The sequence below is a fragment of the Chitinophaga sp. genome (assembly GCF_035761305.1).
In the GTDB taxonomy this organism is placed as follows: Bacteria; Bacteroidota; Bacteroidia; order Chitinophagales; family Chitinophagaceae; genus Chitinophaga.
This window is the reverse complement of the sequence record NZ_DASTRI010000132.1, coordinates 1-19,633: the sequence shown is the minus strand read 5'-3', so window position 1 is coordinate 19,633 and position 19,633 is coordinate 1. Positions and strand designations below refer to the sequence as shown.

The window sequence follows — 19,633 nt, the reverse complement described above, 5'->3', positions numbered from 1 at the left end:
TCCGTAATCCTCTCCTAAGATAACAAAAAAACTACGGATGCACTACCACCAGCTTTTGCGTAACTACCTGCCCGCCCCGGTTAATGCGCAGGAAGTAAATGCCGCCCGGCAGCTCATTCACCGGCAGAGTGGCCTGCCCGCTTTCAATATTAATTACCCGGCGGCCAACCACTCCACCGGTAGCGGTTAAAATGGTGAGGTAGCCGGTACCTTTCCAGCCATTGCCGAATTTAAGAATAGCGGTATTGGCAGCAGGCTGCGGGTACACCTGCAGCAGCCTGCTCTGGCTGTTTACAAGTGTTTTGTACACACTGTCTGCAAACGGGTGCGCTGGTACGGTACGCAGGCTGCTGGCGGTATCGCTTATCACAATGTCGTCGAAATAGGTTTTAAAGTTCCCGGTATCTGCGCCATGGTCATAGGCGATCATAATGCGGTCAATGGTTTTGCCGTTCAGCCAGTTGCCAATGCTGCACACAATGCGCTGCCAGGTATTTACCGTGCCATGGCCTGCGCCCGGGTGCATGGAAACGCCGTTCTGGTCTGTAGCTCCAATATCACGCAGGTTGGTGCCGTCTGTCATAACAAGGTCTACTGTTACATAACGGGAAAGGTTATTGGTGGGAAAGGTCCAAAAGCTGAGTTTGGTATTGGCGTTTACCGGTATGTTCACATCAAAGGCGCGGAAGTAATAATACGATCCGCCGGCGGCAGCATTATCGGTACCGGCTACACGTATTGAGGACGGGCCGGTGTGGCTGGTTTCATTGCTTACTATACCACATATGGGCGCGCTTACGTTCCTGGGTATGGAGCTGGGGTCCGGGCTGTCGGTCCAGGTAAGCGTAGCATCATAGCCCGGCTCCATGCTGGTACGGAACCACAGCGGCGCAGTGGCGTATGGAATGGTTACATTGGCAGTAAGCGGTGCAGTGCCTTTCAGCACTTTGGTGGCCTGGCCGGCCAGGCGCATGTAAAAATCCGGGCCAATAAAAGTGCCGTCGGCGCTGGTGGTTAAAAAGTACTGGTTATTGGGTACGGCAAAATAACTGTCGGCCATTTTAGTAATGGCCGTGCCTTCGTCATACTCGTCAAACATGGCAATGTAGCTGGTGGTAAAGCCCAGGTTTTTAATATTGTACAGCTGCCGCCAGAAAAACTCGCCTTTGCTGCGCGGTATCTGGTTAGGCGTGCCCCCGTTCCAGTTACTCCATGCAAAACCGGGAAACAGCACGGGCTGATAGTCAATATTGTTAGCATTGCAGTAAGCCAGGTCCGGCGCTACCAGGTTAGCGGCAAAATTATCCGCACCGCTGGTATTTGAAAAACGCCCTACTGACCAGGGAGAAAGCATATCAAAGGCGTTGTACACCTGGCTGTAGCCGCTCCAGGAGTCATTATTGCCGGTACGCCAGTAAGTGGGCACACCGCCTATTACGTAGTAGCCCTTGCCTTTTAACCAGTTGATAATGGCCAGGCTGGCGGCTGGCGCGTTTACGCGGCTGTTAAAGCCAAAGCCCCAGATGCAGATCACCGGCTTACCATCCTGGTGCGCATAGTAGGGCGAGCTGGTTACCTGCAGGTCGTTCTCTATGTGCAGCCAGTCGTTTTTGAAATACGTGGTATCATCTGCGCTCATATCATACATGATATAAAAGATGCGCTGGTATTTTTCAGCTGCGCGGCGCATGCGTACTGCGGTGCTATCGCGCTGGCTTTTAAACACGCCGTCGCGGGTTTCGCCCAGAAAGCGCTGCAGGGCAACGCCGTCAATGCCATTTTGCTGCATCCATTTAAAATGCAGGTCAACGGTTTCATAAGGGTAAGATGAGAAAAGCTTTGCCGGCCGGCCATCGTTCAGGTTACCCAGGTTGGTCTGGAACAGCTGGCTGGCGGGATATTCCGTTACATCCGGGTAGGCCTCAAAAGTAATGGCGCCGGGCGCCGGGCTGCCGGTGTTGGAATTATACTGCCCGGCAGACCAGTGCCGCCAACGGGCTACCGGCGAGCCATCGCCGTAACAGTTAAACCATCCCTGGTAGCCGCAAATGGTTTTTCCGATAATTGCCTGGGCAGGCGTGGCTACCTGTGCCTGGGTAACAGAAGGGCCGCACAGGAGGGCCGGTACAAACAATACTTGTAACAGTTTTTTCATTACTGACATGGAATTTGGTACAACTGCAATGTACCTGCGCACCCTTAACAGAACGATTAATAATTCATTAATTGGAAGAATGCCCGTGAAAAATGCTGACTATTTCCGGGAAACATGCAGTGTGGGCTGCTAAAAGTTGTTAGCTTTCTGCTTTAAGCTTTTTGCTTTTCCCGTGTGCTTTCCCGGAGGTACGGCAAATGGGCTGCACCCGCCTGTTTGGAACACCACTATAGCAGCGGGTTATCGTATCAACACTTGTTTACTATTGGGCTTTATCAAGCGTGTCGCGCCGGGCAAAGGCCCATTTGCCGCACCTCCGGAACCGCGGAGTAGTGCAGTGCTGCTTTTAGCCCCAGGTATATCCTAAAAAAGTAGACCTCCACCTTTCACCTTTACCTTTTGCTTTTTGCTTTTTGCTTTTTGCCTTTTGCTTTTTGCTTTCTGCTTTCTGCTTTCTGCTTTCTGCTAACTATGCCGCGTAATAAAGCTGATGCGGCCATTGGTTTCCATATATGCCTTTTCCACAATGGCTAAGGACTCCTGCTGTGTTTCCAGCCGCAGGCTTTGCAGCAGGTCTTCTCTGCTCAGGGAGGCCGTTTTCATGTTTTCCCAGATAATAGCGCCTGACTCGTACAGCACCAGGCTTTTGCCTTTAAGCACATTATCGGCCAGGTGGCTTTTTACCGCTGTCCACCCCAATATGCGGTGAATGGCGATCATAACAACGGCAGCTGCCACGGTAGACCAGTACGGGGATGCGCCTACCACACCACGGGCCAGTACAGCGCCCATCATAATCACAACAATGGAGTCAAAGGCTGATTTTTTCCCAAAAATGCGCATACCTCCCACGCGGATCAGGATCAGCGTAATAAAGAACGTTACCAGGGCGCGGGACGACATTTGCAAAACGGTTAGGTGCTCCCCCCTGCCCCAAACAGTATCAAGTATGTCCATGATTTGTTTGTTTATTGCTTATAAAAGCCGCTACCTCAAAAATCAAACCGGTTGTGAAAATTATTACTCAACTGTTTCTCCCCGGCGCTATAGGTACGGCCTTTATAGCGGTACACAGCCAATACCCGCAGGCTGGCATGATTTTATTAAAAGCTGTGTAATGGCCCGTTCCAACAAAACCATATATGCAGCGCTGGCAGCTAACCTGCTGATAGCTATTGTTAAATTCATTTCAGGATTTGCCACCCGCAGCTCTGCCATGCTATCAGAAGCCGTGCATTCGCTGGTAGATACGGCTAACCAGCTGCTGTTGCTGCTGGGCATACGCCGCAGCAAAAGGTCGCCGGATGCCAGCCGCCCCTTTGGCTATGGCAAGGAGCTTTACTTCTGGTCGTTCATTGTTTCTATTCTTATTTTCGGCGTGGGCGGCAGCGTATCTATTTACCAGGGCATTGTGCATTTGCGTAACCCGCCACCCCTGGAAGACCCTACCTGGAACTATGTTGTGCTGGCCTTTTCACTGTTGTTTGACGGAGGCTCGCTGGTAATAGCCGCCAAAGAATTTAACAAGGTACGCGGCGACAGCTCATGGTGGCCGGCCATCCGCCGCAGTAAAGACCCATCGAGCTTTGTGGTGCTGTTTGAAGACAGCGCTGCCGTAATAGGCCTGCTGGTGGTAGGCCTGTTCGTGTACCTGGGGCATTTGTTCAATAATCCATACCTGGATGGTGTTGCGTCGCTGCTGGTAGGCGTGCTGCTTACCATTGTATCTGTGCTGCTGGCGCGGGAAAGCCGCAGCCTGCTAATGGGTGAAGGGATCGGCCCTGCCACGCAAAAACACATTATCCAGCTGGTAGAGCAGGACCCTGCCGCAGAGCGCGTACAGCACATTTTTTCTACGTACCAGTCGCCCGAAGAAGTAATGCTGATGGTAATGCTGTCTTTTAAACCCGACCTGGACACCGATGATATTTACGATGCCATTGAACGCATCCGCAACACCATTAAGAAAGCCTACCCGCTGGTGCATTACATTATAATTCAACCCGAAGAAGCAGCGGTGAAAAAATAATTGTATAATCGCACGCAATGCGCTAATTTTTCCGCATAAAAAAGTACAAAACGCCGGCCTACTGATGCCTGATCATGCTAAAAAAAATACTGCCGATGCCGGCTCTCACACCACTATACTTTCCAGGTTAAGGAACCGCCTGTTTGATACCAGCCGGCGTAACCGCCTGCTGTATTACAAGCCAGGCAGCCGTTTTGTGAACCTTACTGCGGGCAGCATACCGCTGACTTTAAAGCCTGCCTATATTTCCCCCGCTGCTTTATTCACCTGGCAGCATATATCCAAGGCAGTAAAAGGCCAGCAGGCGCTGGTGCTGAACACGCACCTGCATTTAAAGGAACATCCTTACCTGCCGGCGCAGCTGAATGCATTACGGCAGCAGGCCACCAATGATGAACGCGAATACGGCTTTAACCAGCTGCGGCTGGTGGTGGCATTTTTACATTGGGAAAATTTGCAGGCAGCTGCAGGCATCCGCATTCAAAGCCCGCTGCTGCTGCTGCCTGTAAAGCTGAAACGCAGCAAAGGCGCGCCGGAAGAAAAGTTCACACTGGAAATAACAGACAGCACCGCCATAGTAAATCCTGTGCTGGCGCAGCACCTGCAAGAGCTATACGGCATCACCCTGCCGGAAAGCGTTGCTTTTGACAAGGCCGGCATGCAGGATTTTTACGAAGCGGTAAAAGCACAATTAACAGGCGCAGGGCAGCAGGTGCATTTACATTTTAAAGAACAGCCGGATGTAGCGCAGCTGTACTATACCGCGCAGCAAACTGTTAACACCTACCTGAAACGTTTACGGCAGCTGCCCGCAGGTGCTGCATTACACGAAACTACCGCCCCGCCGCCGGTTGCCGCACCCGGTCCCCTGCACTGGGAGCTGGACATCTGCAACCTGGTGCTGGGCAATTTCAATTATAAAAAAATGAGCCTGGTACGCGATTATAACCAGGCTTTGGCACAGGATATTACACACCCGGTATTCACCACATTGTTCAGCGACCGGCCCAAAGCGCCGCCACCCCCGCCGGTAGTGCACGCGCCTGCTGAATGGTATCATGTGATCAGCGCCGATCCTACACAAACAAATGCTATTTTACAGAGCCGCACCGGGCAAAGCTATATTATACAGGGCCCGCCAGGCACAGGCAAAAGCCAAACGATCACCAACCTGGTAGCAGATTACCTGGCCCGGGGTAAAAGCGTGCTGTTTGTTTGTGAAAAAAGGGCTGCGCTGGATGTGGTATATCACCGCCTGCAGCAAAATAACCTGGCAGAGCTTTGCTGCTATATTCACGACAGCCAGGCGGATAAAAAAGCGTTCATACAGGAGCTGAAAAGCGTGTACGGCGAGTTCCTGCGCTCCCGTATGGACTTTACCCACTTAACACTGCGGCGGCAAATAGCTACGGAGCATTTACAACGGCAGCTGCAGGTATTACAGGCTTATCATATACAACAGCAAAGTATATACGAAGATGCAGGCATTACCACCCGGGAGCTGATAGCCCGCCTTATTGACCTGCAACCGCATATACCTTCCCCCGACAGCACGCAGCAGGCCGCCATACCCGGCTACAGCCAGTGGCTGCAGTTTGGCGACACCCTGCAAACGCTGGCACATACGCTGGAGCAGCAGGGCGCTGCCCCCGCGCTGGCGCTGCACCCCTTCCGCAACCTGGGCAACGGTGCCATACAATCAGACCAGGCTTTTACTTTGGTGCACAACATGGCAGCCCACGCACAAAGCGCCATTGACCAAATTGTGCGGATCATTACCACTAACCAGCTGCCGTATGAGCACACGGAAAAGCTGGCCAATATCATTGGCCTGGTAAAAACCGCCGCTGTGCTGGCGCCGCTGGCAGAGCGCAGCAACCTGCACCTGGTAGATCCTACGCATAAAGATGCCAAACGGTTTGAAAAAGCTTACCGCCGGTACCGCAAACTGCAAAAGGCCTACAAACAGGCGGCAAAGATCAACAGCAAATGGCTGCACAAATTCAGCCCGCAGGAAACGCAATATGGGTTAGCCATTGCCGGCAGGTACGAACAATCGTTTTTCCGGTTCTTCAGCAGCTCGTGGAAACGGCTGAAAAAGCAGCTGCTAAAGGCCTACGATTTTTCCGGCTACCAGCTGCCGCCTGCTTACGGTGTTGTTTTACAACAGCTGCAGGACGAATATGCAGCACTGGAAAAAATGCAGGAACACTTACATCACACACAGCAAAAATACCGGGTTGACAACCTGCAAACCATACACATAGGCATTGAAACATTACGCCGTAAGCTGGGCGACGCAAAGGTGGATTACCTGCTGCAGCACCCTGCCGCCAACGAGCTGGTGCTGCAGCTGAATGCATTGAACAATACCCTGCAACAGCTGGAGCTGCAGCTGCGCCAGTGTTTATACAGGTACGGACAAAAATCCCTGCTGCAGGTGAATGAGGAGCTTACTGCTATTAGCCGGCATGCCGGCGCCCTGCAAAAGCTGCTGCCCGCCCTGCAGGCATTTGCCGCGCTGCCGCTGCCTTTGCAGGAAGTGATACGGCACATTCCTCTTACGCCGGCGCAGGCCGAAGCCGCCATGGCGCAGGCTTCGCTGCAGCTTATCCTGGACCGGCACCCCGGCTTTGCAGCCACCACACAACACACCCTGCAGCAGGCGGTAACGGAAATTGATCAAACCTACCAGCTGCTGTTACAGCTGAACAGCGATTACATCCGGGCTAAAAGACGGCAGCAGTTCCTGCAGCATTATGCCATTAGCCATACTGCCGCCACACAGCTTACCCCGGCACAAAAGGCATTCAAAAAACAATATGCGGAAGGCCGCCGCGTACTGGAGCATGAAATGAGTAAAACCATGCGTTTCCGCAGCATACGGGAAATAGCTTCGGCAGAAAGCGGCCTGGTGCTGAAAGATATTAAGCCCGTATGGCTCATGAGCCCTTTAAGCGTAAGCGACAGCCTGCCGCCGGACCATACATTGTTTGATGTAGTGATATTTGATGAGGCCAGCCAGATACCAGTAGAAGAAGGCATTCCCGCCCTGTTTCGCGCACCGCAGGCCATCATTGCAGGCGACGACAAGCAAATGCCGCCGGCACAGTTTTTCCGGCAACAGGCAGCCACTGATACAGCAGATGCCCCTGACGATCATTTAACAGCGGCGGAAAGCCTGCTGCTGCTGGGTGCGGGCAAGCTGCCGGACGCCATGCTAAGCTGGCATTACCGCAGCCGGTATGAGTCGCTCATCAGCTTTTCCAACCATGCCTTCTATGGCGCTGCGCTGCTTACCATACCGGATCGTACCACACCTGTACGGCAAACGCCCCTGCAGCATGTGCAGCAGCCGGAAGAAGGCGCTGCCAATGCGCAGCTGTTACTGCAGCCCAGCATAACCTGGCACTACTTACCTAATGGCATATACGAAAACCGGCGTAATGACCAGGAGGCGAACTATGTAGCCCATCTTGTAAAACAGCTGCTGCTGGATAATGTGCAGGATAGCATAGGCATAGTAGCATTCAGCCAGGAGCAGCAGGCTGCCATCATAGCTGCGCTCAACACACTGGCTGCTGCCGACCGGGAGTTTGAAGCGCTGCTGGAAAATGCGGGCAACCGCGAAGAGGCGGGGCAGTTCACCGGCCTGTTTGTAAAGAACCTGGAAAATGTGCAGGGCGATGAAAGGGACATTATCATCATCAGCGTATGCTACGGCCACGACCGGCAACACGATATGCGTATGCACTTTGGCCCCATTAACCGCCCCGGCGGCGAAAAGCGCCTGAATGTAATATTCAGCCGGGCGCGCAGGCACATGGCAGTGGTAAGCAGCATACGGCACCAGCACATTACCAATGAGCATAATGACGGCGCACGCTATTTCAAACGCTTTTTACAGTATGCCGAAATGGTGAGCAGCGGCAATACAGCACAGGCCCGGCAGGTGCTGGACGATGTGGCGCCGCCCGGCAAACAGGCCTCTTATACAGCGGATAACAGCAACACCGTAACACAGCAGATAAAAGCAGCGCTGGAAGCAGCGGGGCTTGTTGCAGATACAGGAGTGGGACAAAGCAGCTTCAAATGTTCGCTGGCTGTTAAACGGCAGGCCGCCGATACACAGTACTGCCTGGGCATTTTAGTAGACGATGCCGTGCATTACCGCAACCCGGATGTAATGGAGCAATATTACCAGCGACCTGCCATTTTACAGGCATTCGGCTGGCAAACCGTGAACGTGTATGCAAAAGACTGGCTGGAGGACCGGGAGCGGGTGATGGAGCTGATATGGCAGAAGTTAAGCGGAAACCACCGGGAAAACAAACATTGAAATTTTAGTATAAAAATTATTCCGGCTGTTTTTCGTTTAATGATAAATACCCCACTTTATTGTATACTAAAAAGAAGAACCGATGGAAATCACATACCTTTTACTGGCGCTTGTTATACTGCTGTTAGTAGTAATACTGGTGCTGGTGAACAAAGCCGCCGGCAATGCGCAGCAAAACACCCTGCAATATAAAACCGACCAGGTGCTGGACAGCCTGCACCGGCTGGAAGCCATTATAAAGCAGGAAATGACGGCTAACCGTACAGAAGCCACTGAAGCGGCCAGGGCCGCCCGTACTGAAATGACGGACACGCTGCGCCTTTTTGGCGGACAGCTTTCCACTGCCATGAAAACCACCAGCGACCTGCAAAAGAACCAGCTTGAAACCTTTTCCACCAACCTGCACATGCTTACACGCAGCATGGAAGATAAGCTGCATCACCTTACCAGCTCATTGGATAAAAAGATCACAGACCTGCAATCCGGCAATGAAAAAAAACTGGATGAGATGCGGGCCACGGTAGATGAAAAGCTGCAGAAAACACTGGAAACACGCCTGGGCGAGTCGTTCCGTTTAGTGAGCGAACGGCTGGAAGCCGTACATAAAGGGCTGGGCGACATGCAGCAGCTGGCCACCGGCGTAGGCGACCTGAAGCGGGTGCTTACCAATGTAAAAACCAGGGGCATACTGGGTGAATACCAGCTGGAAAATATGCTGGAGCAATTGCTGACACCAGATCAATACGGCAAAAACGTAAAAACCAAAGCCGGCTCCAATGCGCTGGTGGAGTTTGCAGTAAAGCTGCCGGGCAAAGATGAAAAAGAACAAACGCTTTGGCTGCCTATTGACTCCAAATTTCCAAAAGAGGATTTTGAATTACTAACTGAAGCTTATGACCAGGCCATACCGGAGGTAATAGAGGAGTGCCGCAAAAACTTTATCAGGGGCATAAAAAAATGCGCCGGCGATATTTTTAACAAATACGTTGACCCGCCCAACACCACCGACTTCGCCATCCTGTTCCTGCCGTTTGAAAGCCTGTATGCAGAGGTGCTTCGCTCACCGGGATTGTTTGAAAGCATACAGCGGGAGTCGCGCATTATTATTACCGGCCCCACTACCCTGTCGGCGCTGCTCAACAGCCTGCAAATGGGTTTCCGTACACTAGCCATTGAAAAACGTTCAAGCGAAGTATGGCAGCTGCTGGGCGCTGTAAAAACAGAGTTCGGCAACTTCGGAACTATACTGGACAAAACACAGAAAAAATTACAGGAAGCCAGCAACGTGATAGATGAAGCAAACCGCCGCACCCGCACCATTGAACGCAAGCTGCGCAACGTACAGGAGCTGCCCCCGGAGCAGGTAAATTTATTACTCGGCGATGCAGCCACCCCATCTGTTGCAAACGATGATGAAAAGTAATATCTTGTTATAATTGAAAACCCAAATCCTCCACTGTTATGAAAATATCTTTTTTGTTTGCCGCGGGCTTATGCCTGCTGGCAAGCGCCTGCAGTAAAAACAGCTTAACCAATACACCTGCTGAAAACACCACCTTAACTGCCGCGTCCGGGGCTACTGCTCTGGGCGCGCCGTCGGACCCTACCCGCGCAGAGCTGAGAGTCATTATTGAAAATGTAACCGGCGCCGATGCGCATATTTATAATGCCAAAGACAATGTGGGCCATACCATGGATTGCGCAAAGATCATTGCCAACCCCGCTGGCGGGTTTATTGCCGTATATCACACCTACGTGAACGGTGAAGCAAAAGTAAACCTGGCCTCTTCTGCCGACGTGCTGCACTGGACCTGGATTCGCGAGCTGGCCGGCAGCAATACCGGCAGCGCCTCACAGCCCACTATTGCCGTTGCGGCCGACGGCGGTTTTGTAATGGCCTGGGAACAAGAGCCCAACAACCACCTGAAATTCGTGTACTTCCGCAACTGGACCGACCTGCAGAACGGCGCTGTTGCGAAAAGCTTTGAAGCGCCGCGAACACTATCATCCTGTGCAGAAGGTACACCCAACCTGTATTATGCCAGCAGCACGCGCCTGGATGTAGGCCATCATTACTACTCCAACTGCGACGTAGACCGGCAGGCGCGCGGCACGCTCACCAACTTTAACAGCTGGACCACCAGCAGGCAACCCAACTTTGATAATGCGCTTTTATACTGGGGCGTAAAAGGCAACATCGGCGACCGGGATGCTGCGGTGTACAAAGGCTATAATTTTGGCGTAATAGAAGGCCAGGGCACTAAAGGCGATTTCGGCACCTGGCGCACCTATTTATATGACTACCAAACGGGCAATGCCGACCAGCTGCATATTGTAACTGATCATGGCAGCCTGGCCTTTGCCAACCCTACTATCACCAACACCGTGATTGACGGGCGTAACGCCATACTGGTAACGTTGTTTGTGCCCAGTGAGAACAGCGGCAGCAGTGAAGCCGGAGAGCTGATTTATTATAAGAAGTATTGAGAAAAGCGGAAAGCAAAAAGCAGAAGGCTTTCCTGCATTGGCTGTAATAGTTACTATCCGGGCTGGCATCAATAAATATAAGCCGGAATACCATCCCGCAAAGCGCTATGCGCTGTTTGGCAACCCTATACAGGCTGATAAGTGTGCACAACAATTCCGCCGGGAAAATCCTTTACAGCTACCAGTTTCAGGTCGAGCGGCTTTGCGGGCGGGGCGAAGATCGGCAGCCCGGCGCCTAACACTGCCGGATGAACCGCCAGGTGGTATTCATCGATAAGGCCCGTTCCTATCAGGCTGCGCATAAACCCCGCACCGCCCAGTGCAACAATGGGCTTCCCCGGCGCCTGTTTGAGCTGCTTAATAGTTTCGGCAAGATCGCCGTCGAAGACCTGCGCCTCAGCCCAGGAGGCAGCTGCGGGCAACGAAGAAGCGCCGCGCAATCCCTTAAACCCTTTTTGGGTAAATACGGCCTTGGGAATTTCGTTCATTGGTGCGGCAAAAGGCCCCGTTGCAGTTGGCCAGTAAGGCGCCATCTCCTCAAACGACTTCCTGCCCATAATAAGCAGGCCGGCATCCAGAATTTGCCCAACGCTCCAGGCTCTTGAAGCTTCATCCGAGCTTTTGAAGACCCAATCTTTCTCCCCATTGGGACCGGCGACAAAACCGTCGACCGAGATCGACATCTTCATAATTAGCTTACGCATAGTCAAAGAATTTGTTCACCAAAAATAAGCCAACCCCATGTAGCGGCGCAGGGGTGATAACGACAAAGATGGGGGTGGTTTTGCACTCGCCGGATTATTCAGGAGGAGTGTTAAATGCCGGCAAATTTTATGAAAGGCTACATCCTGACTTATATAATTAAGCTTATAAATATAAGCCTTACGATTTTTACTTTCTGCTTTCTGCTTTCTGCTTTTTACTTTTTGCTTTTTACCTTTTGCTTTTTACTTTTTGCTTCCTGCTTTCTGCTCATTGCAATGTACAAACCCGAATGCCCTCCGCTCTGACCAGTAAAACGTGCCGCCGAAGGTTACAAAGCCTACATGTCCGCCGTGGCGGGGTGTTTCCAGGTAAAAGCAGGCATTTTTCTCCGCTGCTTCATAGGGAAAGCTGCCCTTGCCCAGGAAAGGATCATCCAGGGCATTAATGAGCAAAGTAGGAACACGGATGTTTTCCAGGAAAGGTTTGGAGCTGCAGCGGGCCCAGTAGGTGAGCGCATCCGGAAACCCGTGGATAGGCGCCGTATAAAGATCATCAAACTGGCGGAAGCTTTTAATAAGATGGTAATTGTCCAGGTTGATCATTCCCGGGAAACGCCGCGCTTTCTGCTGCAGCTTGCAGCCCAGCTCGCGGATAAAGCGCCGCATGTAAACAGCGTTATGTTTCTTCTCCAGCTCCACGGAGCTGTCCTGCAGGTCGCAGGGCACCGAAATAGCCACTGCGGCGCGTATAGCGGGATGAATATTGCCGCCCTGCTCTCCCAGGTATTTAAGGGTAACGTTGCCGCCCAGTGAAAAGCCAACGATGTAAATGGACGTGTAGGTGTTGGTGCTGATAAGATGGTTGATCACCTGCGCCAGGTCGCCGGTTTCACCACTGTGATAAAAGCGCAGCAGCAGGTTGGGTTCGCCGCTGCAGCCGCGGAAGTTCATCGAAACCGTATCGTACCCACCCTGGTTAAAAATGTGCACCATGCCTTTTACATACTGCCGGCTGGCATTGCCCTCCAGTCCGTGCAGGATCAGCACGATTTTTTTACTGCCAATTCGGCTGAAATCCAGGTCCAGGAAATCCTGGTCAGTGGTGGTCAGGCGTACCCGGTCATAATGCACGCGCGGCAGCTTGCGGAACAAAGCAGGGTAGATCGTCTGTAAATGACGGTGCCGTAAAAAGAAAGGTGGTTTATAAGTAGATTGCTGAATAACCGGCATATGCACCGCAAGATACTGCGGATGCGGGAAAATCAGACCTTAAACCGGTCAATTACCCCTTTGAGCTCGCGGGCATTCATTACACCGCTCTGGCGCCATTTCACCTCCCCATTACGGAACACCATCAGCGTAGGCACACTTTGTACCTGGTAAGCGGCGGCCAGCTTGGGGTTGCGGTCTACATCCATTTTCAGGATCACTACATCATCCCCGGTCATATTCTTCAGCTCCTTTAAAATAGGAGGCATCATTTTACAGGGGCCGCACCATTCGGCGGAAAAATCCACCAGCACGGGCTTGCTCCCGTTTATCAGCTCTCCGAATGAAGGTTGCGCGTTTTTTGTTTCCATGGTTGTTTTTTCCGTTTGTGCATCAAAAATAGGGCCTGCCGGGGATAACGACGACAGCCTGGCAGCCTGCTGCTGCCGGTGAGGGCCAAAAACTTAACATTGCCGGGATTATATAATTGTTAACTTTATGTTACTACACATTAATTATAATTTATAAACCATTTTTTTTAAATGTCAACAGTTAAAAAGGACCATCCTTCCGGTAAGGATACCCGTAAAGCCATTGAACAGCAGTTTGAAACGCTGCTTAGTAACTGGAAGGAACAGTTAGGGGAAAAGAAATTCAGGAACCGGGTAAAAAAAGCGGCCAAGGTATTCAGCAAAGGCCTGCCGCTGGTTAAGAAAGAAGCACCTGTTAATAAGAAAGCAGCTAAAAAGAACGCGGCCGGTAAAAAAGCAGCTGACAAAAAAGCGGCTACCGGTAAAAAGGCGGCTGCAGCCAAACCTGCGCAGGAACAATAACCTGCAATCACGCCTGTTATTGCTGCTTAGTGCCTGCAACCCAGGTGCTGACACAGTAACAGGCGAACACTTTTAACCCTCTCTTTTCCTCCCCCTGCCTGGTTTAAAGCTACCCATCCGATAAATTCCGAAGCGTGCAGGTTTAACCGGTTGTACGGCGTTGTTATGCAATAGCATTCTCTCTTGCGTGCTCCATAATTTTCCGCAGGTTCATAATGGCATACCTTACGCGGCCCAGGGCGGTGTTAATACCTATGTTCACCACCTGCGCTATTTCCTTATAGCTAAGGTCTGCATAGTAACGCAGTATAAGCGCTTCGCGTTGTGTTGCCGGCAGCATATCCAGCATGCCGTGCAGCTCCTGCTGCCACTCCCGGGCTATAAGGCGCTGCTCCTCGCTTTGCTCTGTACCCGAAAAATGCGCTGCTGCCCCGTCCCCGTAACCCAGCACTACCGGCAGCGATACATGTACTTTCCGGAAATGGTTAATGCAGCAGTTATGGGCAATGCGAACGGCCCAGGCAATAAAACGATGATGCTCCGTATAATGCCCGGCATTTAAAGCATTCACGATCCTGATAAATGTTTCCTGGAAAATGTCTTCTGCCAGGGTACGGTCTTTTACCAGCAGTACAATGGTGGTAAAAATGCGGTCCTTATGCCGGTACACCAGCCGGGTAAAAGCGGTGCTGTCGCCGGATAAATAGCGCTGTATTAATTCTTCGTCGGTAAGGTCACAATGTCTGTTCATATGCACTGTATAGAAGGTTCCCAAAAATTAAGGTTAAAATCAGGCTACCCTGAAAAGGGCAGCCCTTCTCCTATAATCTAATCTGTGATGGAGTTATTAGTAGATCAGTCTTTAATCTTTTAAATGCAGGTAGGCTTTTACCTCCTGGTAATTATTCCAGTCAATGCTGGCCGCCTTGCGCGCAGCGGTACCGCCCGGAATAATGATATAGCGCGCCTGCTGCGCTTTCACGCCGGCATCGTCTGTATAGGTCGACAGGTTGGCGTTGCTGAGCAATCCAATGGCCTGCTCAACAAAACGTACATTAATGATGTAACCACCGTCAAAATAAGGCAGGGGCACTACCAGCGGATCATCAGCAGCACCCAGGTTCATGAACACTTTTATTTCGCCGCCGGCCAGCACTTCCTGCGACAGCTGCGGCGCATCCAAAGCAGCTACCCAGGTAAGCGAGTCAGCATCTGTATCAAAGGTCACATCCATCCAGCCGGAGTAGATCACATTGGCTGTGCCGCTGTCGCCCTTGGGACCCTGCGGGCCGGCAGGGCCTTGCGGACCAGCAGGACCATCCTTACCGGCAGGGCCCGGATCCCCGTCTTTAGAGCAGGATGCTGCCGCTAATACAATAGACAATGCAAATGCATAAGTAATAAGCCATGAGGCCTTGAAAAAACGTTTCATAAGAACTCTTGTTTGTTGTTTGTATTGGATTGGTTGAAAAATGAATAATTATGTTGTTATGGTTACCAGATGTTGCGCGGGCACAGGTCGCCGTAGCGGTTGCCAATGAGTATGCCTACCAGTATCTCATGCGAGCCATGGCTCACCGTGTTTAAGGAGGAGCTGGTATAATCATAGGAATACCCGATGTTGAACGTAGCGCTGATGTTAACGCCCAGCATGGCGGCTACGCCATCGTTGTAGCGGTAAGATGCGCCGGCCCATATACGGTCGCGGTACTGCACCTTTGCGTTCACATCAAAGCTTACCGGCGCCGCGGTAATGTACTTTACCATTACAGAGGGCAGCAGAGTTACATCGTCCGAAAGCCACATGCGATAACCGGTGGTAAGGAACAGGTGCGGTATCAGCTTGCCCCGGTATACGGAGTCGCCTACTACCTTACCGTCATCAAACCCCAGGTTCATGGGAATAATGTTCTGCGCCGACAAGCCGATGAAATAGTCTGCGGAATACAACCACAGACCGGCGGCCACTTCGGGTTTCCACTTGTTAAGCAGCGAGCTACCGGCAATTACCGGGTCGTTAGGATTCTGTAATTCAAGCTTTGCAGCGTCCAGCGTAATGGACTGCATGCCCAGTGAAATGCCTGCGCTTAAGCTGGTGCGGGGCGCAAGACCTATATGATGCGCATAGGTGCCGCTAAATGAAAAACGGTTCAACGGACCGGTACGGTCGTTCAGTAACGTAAAGCCCATGCCTGCATGTGAAGGCGGCGCTTCATAATCGGCCCAGTAGGCCTTGCCACGGGGGTTTACGCCTTCTGTTTCAAAACCTGTGGGCGATGCCTGCGGATAATCGTTCTTGCGCAGCGGCCCGTGCACCGTGAGGTAGGTAGTTACCGGCGATCCGTTTAAACCTGTCCACTGATGCCGGTGGCTGGCCTTCACATCCCAATAGTTCTCTATGCCTGCCACGGCCGGGTTAATAATAAACGGATTCATGATGTACTGCGTGTAATGCGGTTGTTGCTGCGCATGCACGCAATGCATTCCCATACAGATTATTAAAGCAACCGCCATGCATTTTTTAAAAAGTAACTGCATAACATTTTTTTTAAACGAAGTAGCGCTTACCTCCTACTTCATATTTGATCACTTCAGTATCTTAAACTCTGTTCTACGGTTCTGCTGACGGCCTTCAGGGTTATCCTTACCATCCGGCGTAGTATTCGGCGCAATGGGCCTTGTTTCGCCATAGCCTTTGTATTCCAGGCGGTCTTTATCTATGCCTTTGCTGATCAGGTATTCCACTACGTTCTTCGCCCTTTCTTCAGACAGGCGGTTATTGAACCCGTCTGTACCCTTGCTGTCGGTATGCGCGCTGATTTCAATACGCATGCCCGGATGCTGGTTTAACATATCAACCAGCACATCCAGCGCGGGGTAAGATTCCGTTTTCAGTGTGGCTACATTAAAATCGTAATACACATTCTGAAGGATGGTGGGTGTTTCAACCGGCGGCGGCGGTGGTACTTCTTTTACTACCGGCGGCACAGCCGTTATGGTGTCGGGTATATGCCTGCTCAGGGCAAACAGCTCCAGGCAGCATGCGGCATCGCGGTCAGAGCCAATCCATACGTTTTCCAGTATATTCTTTCCCGTGCCTTTGCTGGTAAAGTAGATGTCGTCTTTCACGGAGTTCACGGGATAGCCGAAGTTCACAGGCGGTTCCCAGCTATCCAAACTGCCTTTGCTGTAAAAGAAATCGTAACCGCCCATGCCAACACCGCCATCGCTGGAAAACACCAGCGTGCCGCTGGGCGCGTGGAAGTAAGGCGCCTGTTCGTTGGCGTTGCTGTTAATGGTGCTGCCCAGGTTACGGCTGTTCAATGGTTTGCCGTCTGCATCCAGGTCGGCATACCAGATATCAAAGCCGCCGTAGCCGCCTTTGCGGTCACTGGCATATAGCAGGTGCGTACCATCAGGCATTACAAAAGGTTGCTGTGCGCTGTAGCCTGCCGCATTCACCTGCTCGTCCAGCTTTACAGGCTCACCCCAGGTATCGCCATATTTTTTACTGCGGTAAATAGCTGCTGTTTTTTTCCCATCCTCTACTTTCCAGCGGGTAAGGAACAGGGTGTTACCATCCGGTGAAATGCTGACAACGCCCTGGTGCTCATCCCGCGGCTGCGGCACTTCAAAACGGGTAATGTTACCGGCGCGGCCTTCCGTAACCGTAGCCTGGTACACACGGTTCAGGTGCACATGGTTTTTATCTGTAGCGCTGTCGGGCCGGGTGGAGGTGAATATTAAAGTACCGTTGTTCATCCACACCGGCGCATAGCTGGCGCCGGTGGCATTAAGGCCGGTAACGCCTTTACGCACAACATAATCCGCCAGGTCGCCGCGGTGCAGCTGCTCCTGTATAAAGCGCAGGTTGCGCACCTCCCTTTCTGCGGCCTGGGTATAATCATCTTTAGCTTCGTGTATACCCAGGAAATAGGTGAACGCTTTTTCCGCTGCTTCATATTTTTCCAGCGCGCGCAATGCAGTGGCATAATAGTAAGCCGCCAGCGGGAACTGTGCTTTATCAAATTCCAGCGCCTCTTCATAATAAGGCGCGGCCTTTACATAGTAGTGCAGCTTGCGATAGCTCTCCGCCAGGTTGTAAATGGCCTGCTGCCCGCTGCTTACAGGGGCTCCCTTTTTTTTACGGAGGGTGCCGGTAGTGTAAGGGTTGTATGCCGCGGGGCGCACAATGCTTTTGCGGGACGCCAGGTATTTTTCATAATACTGCGCCGCAGAATTGTAATCGGCTTTTTTATAATAAAAGTCGCCTGCTTTCAGGTAGTCGTAGGTGAACTGCGCCTGTGCCGCCATGCCCATTAACACAATTGCTGCAACTAAGAATGTTCTTTTCATGGGTGTTGATCTTTTGAATGATTATAATCTCGGACAAACAAATTCCACTTCCTGCGCCTTGTATTTCTTACGGCCAATGAAGGTGAGCGATACTTCAAAGCTATTGGCGCCCCTTGCCATTTTGCCCAGGTCAGAGTTGTTGATGTCGTAGCTGGCGCCCAGGGTCATGGTTTTATATATGAACCCGGCGTATACGGAGATGGCGTCTTTTACGCGGTAGTTGGCACCCAGCAGGAAATCGGTATTCATGGCGGCATTCATTTGCGCATATGCGCCAAACATTTTTTCTGTTGCGGTACCCTGCCGCATGTACATGGCATTGGGCGTAAGGGTAAGCACATCGGACAGCGCCAGCCTTATACCCGCATGGCCAATGAAACGCATGGGGAAACGGGCATCGCCTTTACCGCTGAACTCATCTTTCGGGCGGGTGAGGTGCGCTACTGAAAAACCGCCAAAGAGGTTATATTTTTTCCCGGGCTCGGCATCGTAGTACAACACGCCCGCGCCGGCGTCAAACGACATAGCGGATGTTTTATTGAATACATCGGCAGAAGTATTACCGGGATTGTAGCCGGTAATGGGGTTCCACTGGTCACCAAAGGTGAGCTTGGAGGGATCGAACTTACGCTGAATAAAACCCAGCTGCATGCCAAAGGCCAGCTGGTGCGTTTGCATGGCGCCAAACTTAACGCCGGTGTAAGCTACGTTGGCATAGGCCGTGGTGTAGTTGTAGCCCCCATCGCCGGCTGACTGGTTCAGGATGCTGGCGCCGAAGTTGAAGTTCTTGTTTGTAGTAATATCCGCCGCAGCGCCAAAGGTTGAGAAGGGGCTGCTGATGTTACCCCATTGCGTGCGGTAAATGGCCGACAGGCGGTAGTCGCCGTCGAATGCGCCGGTTAAGGCAGGGTTTAACCAGGAGGGGTACACGTAGTATTGTGAAAAGTGCGGGTCAATCTGCGCCTGTGTACCCAGGGCGGAGAGTGTTGCTATGACCAGCATGCACAGGGTTCTGGTAAGAAGTTTCATACGTACAATTTTTATTTATCTCAAAATGGTTACGTTGCCGGTGAGCGGTGGAAAACCGTTCTGCAGCTTTATTACATAATAGTAGGTTGCCAGCGGCAGGGCCCTGCCGTTCCAGGTGCCGTTCCACTCCACATGGTAGCCGTTGGAAGTGTAAATACGCTGTCCGTAACGGTTGTACACGTCTACTGTTGCGCCGGGATAATCGGCCAGGTTGGTAATCACCCAGGTATCGTTAATACCATCGCCGTTGGGAGAAAATGCATTGGGCACCTTCACCGGCTTGAGCACTTTTACGGTCAGCTCGTCGGCGGCAGCGCAGTTACCCTGCCCTACTGCTGTAAGCGTGTAGGTTTCATCGTGCATGGCCTGCAGGTAGGGACGCAGCACCGTGGGATCCGGGAAGTCGCCGGCAGGCGTCCAGCGGAAAGTAAGGACCGTAGAGTCGTTCACCGTCGGGTTAAACTGCAGCATAGTGCCTTGCGGTACAACAAA

16 protein-coding genes are annotated in these 19,633 nt (G+C 51.9%); 5 read left to right on the top strand and 11 right to left on the bottom strand.

The window, feature by feature from the left end; genetic code table 11:
• Window positions 1-31: 31 nt before the first annotated feature.
• The gene (locus tag VFS25_RS11550; protein ID WP_326462298.1) at window positions 32-2,155 is read right to left on the bottom strand and encodes a T9SS type A sorting domain-containing protein; all 2,124 of its coding nucleotides are present in this window, start codon (window positions 2,153-2,155) and stop codon (window positions 32-34) included.
• Window positions 2,156-2,620: 465 nt separating this feature from the next.
• On the bottom strand, window positions 2,621-3,112 hold the full coding sequence (locus tag VFS25_RS11545; protein WP_326462297.1) for a DUF421 domain-containing protein: 492 nt from the start codon (window positions 3,110-3,112) through the stop codon (window positions 2,621-2,623).
• A gap of 160 nt (window positions 3,113-3,272) precedes the next feature.
• Between VFS25_RS11545 and VFS25_RS11540 the strand changes: the two genes are divergently transcribed.
• The 4 genes from VFS25_RS11540 to VFS25_RS11525 all read left to right on the top strand — a co-directional run bounded on the left by VFS25_RS11540 (window position 3,273) and on the right by VFS25_RS11525 (window position 11,010).
• On the top strand, window positions 3,273-4,184 hold the full coding sequence (locus tag VFS25_RS11540; protein ID WP_326462296.1) for a cation diffusion facilitator family transporter: 912 nt from the start codon (window positions 3,273-3,275) through the stop codon (window positions 4,182-4,184).
• Window positions 4,185-4,248: 64 nt separating this feature from the next.
• Window positions 4,249-8,523 carry an AAA domain-containing protein gene (locus VFS25_RS11535; protein WP_326462295.1) on the top strand — a complete coding sequence of 1,425 codons (4,275 nt, stop codon included), beginning with the start codon at window positions 4,249-4,251 and terminating at the stop codon, window positions 8,521-8,523.
• 82 nt (window positions 8,524-8,605) lie between these two features.
• The gene (locus VFS25_RS11530; protein ID WP_326462294.1) at window positions 8,606-9,946 is read left to right on the top strand and encodes a DNA recombination protein RmuC; all 1,341 of its coding nucleotides are present in this window, start codon (window positions 8,606-8,608) and stop codon (window positions 9,944-9,946) included.
• Between the two features lie 38 nt (window positions 9,947-9,984).
• Window positions 9,985-11,010 carry a hypothetical protein gene (locus VFS25_RS11525; protein ID WP_326462293.1) on the top strand — a complete coding sequence of 342 codons (1,026 nt, stop codon included), beginning with the start codon at window positions 9,985-9,987 and terminating at the stop codon, window positions 11,008-11,010.
• Between the two features lie 125 nt (window positions 11,011-11,135).
• On the opposite strand, the gene VFS25_RS11520 is transcribed toward VFS25_RS11525, so the two are convergent.
• The 3 genes from VFS25_RS11520 to trxA all read right to left on the bottom strand — a co-directional run bounded on the left by VFS25_RS11520 (window position 11,136) and on the right by trxA (window position 13,294).
• The gene (locus VFS25_RS11520) at window positions 11,136-11,714 is read right to left on the bottom strand and encodes a dihydrofolate reductase family protein (RefSeq protein WP_326462292.1); all 579 of its coding nucleotides are present in this window, start codon (window positions 11,712-11,714) and stop codon (window positions 11,136-11,138) included.
• Window positions 11,715-11,957: 243 nt separating this feature from the next.
• Window positions 11,958-12,944 (bottom strand): YheT family hydrolase, encoded by a 987-nt coding sequence (locus VFS25_RS11515; RefSeq protein ID WP_326462291.1) that lies wholly within the window; start codon window positions 12,942-12,944, stop codon window positions 11,958-11,960.
• Window positions 12,945-12,976: 32 nt separating this feature from the next.
• Entirely contained in the window at window positions 12,977-13,294 is a 318-nt protein-coding gene (gene trxA, locus VFS25_RS11510) for a thioredoxin (protein ID WP_326462290.1), read from the bottom strand.
• 171 nt (window positions 13,295-13,465) lie between these two features.
• Between trxA and VFS25_RS11505 the strand changes: the two genes are divergently transcribed.
• On the top strand, window positions 13,466-13,756 hold the full coding sequence (locus VFS25_RS11505; RefSeq protein WP_326462289.1) for a hypothetical protein: 291 nt from the start codon (window positions 13,466-13,468) through the stop codon (window positions 13,754-13,756).
• Window positions 13,757-13,919: 163 nt separating this feature from the next.
• On the opposite strand, the gene VFS25_RS11500 is transcribed toward VFS25_RS11505, so the two are convergent.
• The 6 genes from VFS25_RS11500 to VFS25_RS11475 form a co-directional block, all read right to left on the bottom strand.
• Window positions 13,920-14,507 (bottom strand): RNA polymerase sigma factor, encoded by a 588-nt coding sequence (locus VFS25_RS11500; protein ID WP_326462288.1) that lies wholly within the window; start codon window positions 14,505-14,507, stop codon window positions 13,920-13,922.
• 111 nt (window positions 14,508-14,618) lie between these two features.
• Window positions 14,619-15,188: a hypothetical protein gene (locus VFS25_RS11495; protein ID WP_326462287.1), complete on the bottom strand. Its 570-nt coding sequence runs from the start codon at window positions 15,186-15,188 to the stop codon at window positions 14,619-14,621.
• Window positions 15,189-15,250: 62 nt separating this feature from the next.
• Complete coding sequence (locus VFS25_RS11490) at window positions 15,251-16,270, bottom strand: type IX secretion system membrane protein PorP/SprF (RefSeq protein ID WP_326462317.1); 1,020 nt, start codon at window positions 16,268-16,270, stop codon at window positions 15,251-15,253.
• A 72-nt stretch (window positions 16,271-16,342) separates the two neighbouring features.
• The gene (locus VFS25_RS11485; RefSeq protein WP_326462286.1) at window positions 16,343-18,112 is read right to left on the bottom strand and encodes an OmpA family protein; all 1,770 of its coding nucleotides are present in this window, start codon (window positions 18,110-18,112) and stop codon (window positions 16,343-16,345) included.
• Window positions 18,113-18,133: 21 nt separating this feature from the next.
• Entirely contained in the window at window positions 18,134-19,141 is a 1,008-nt protein-coding gene (locus VFS25_RS11480; RefSeq protein ID WP_326462285.1) for a PorP/SprF family type IX secretion system membrane protein, read from the bottom strand.
• Between the two features lie 15 nt (window positions 19,142-19,156).
• Window positions 19,157-19,633 (bottom strand): gliding motility-associated C-terminal domain-containing protein (locus VFS25_RS11475; RefSeq protein WP_326462284.1); only part of this gene is annotated, 477 nt, incomplete at its 5' end.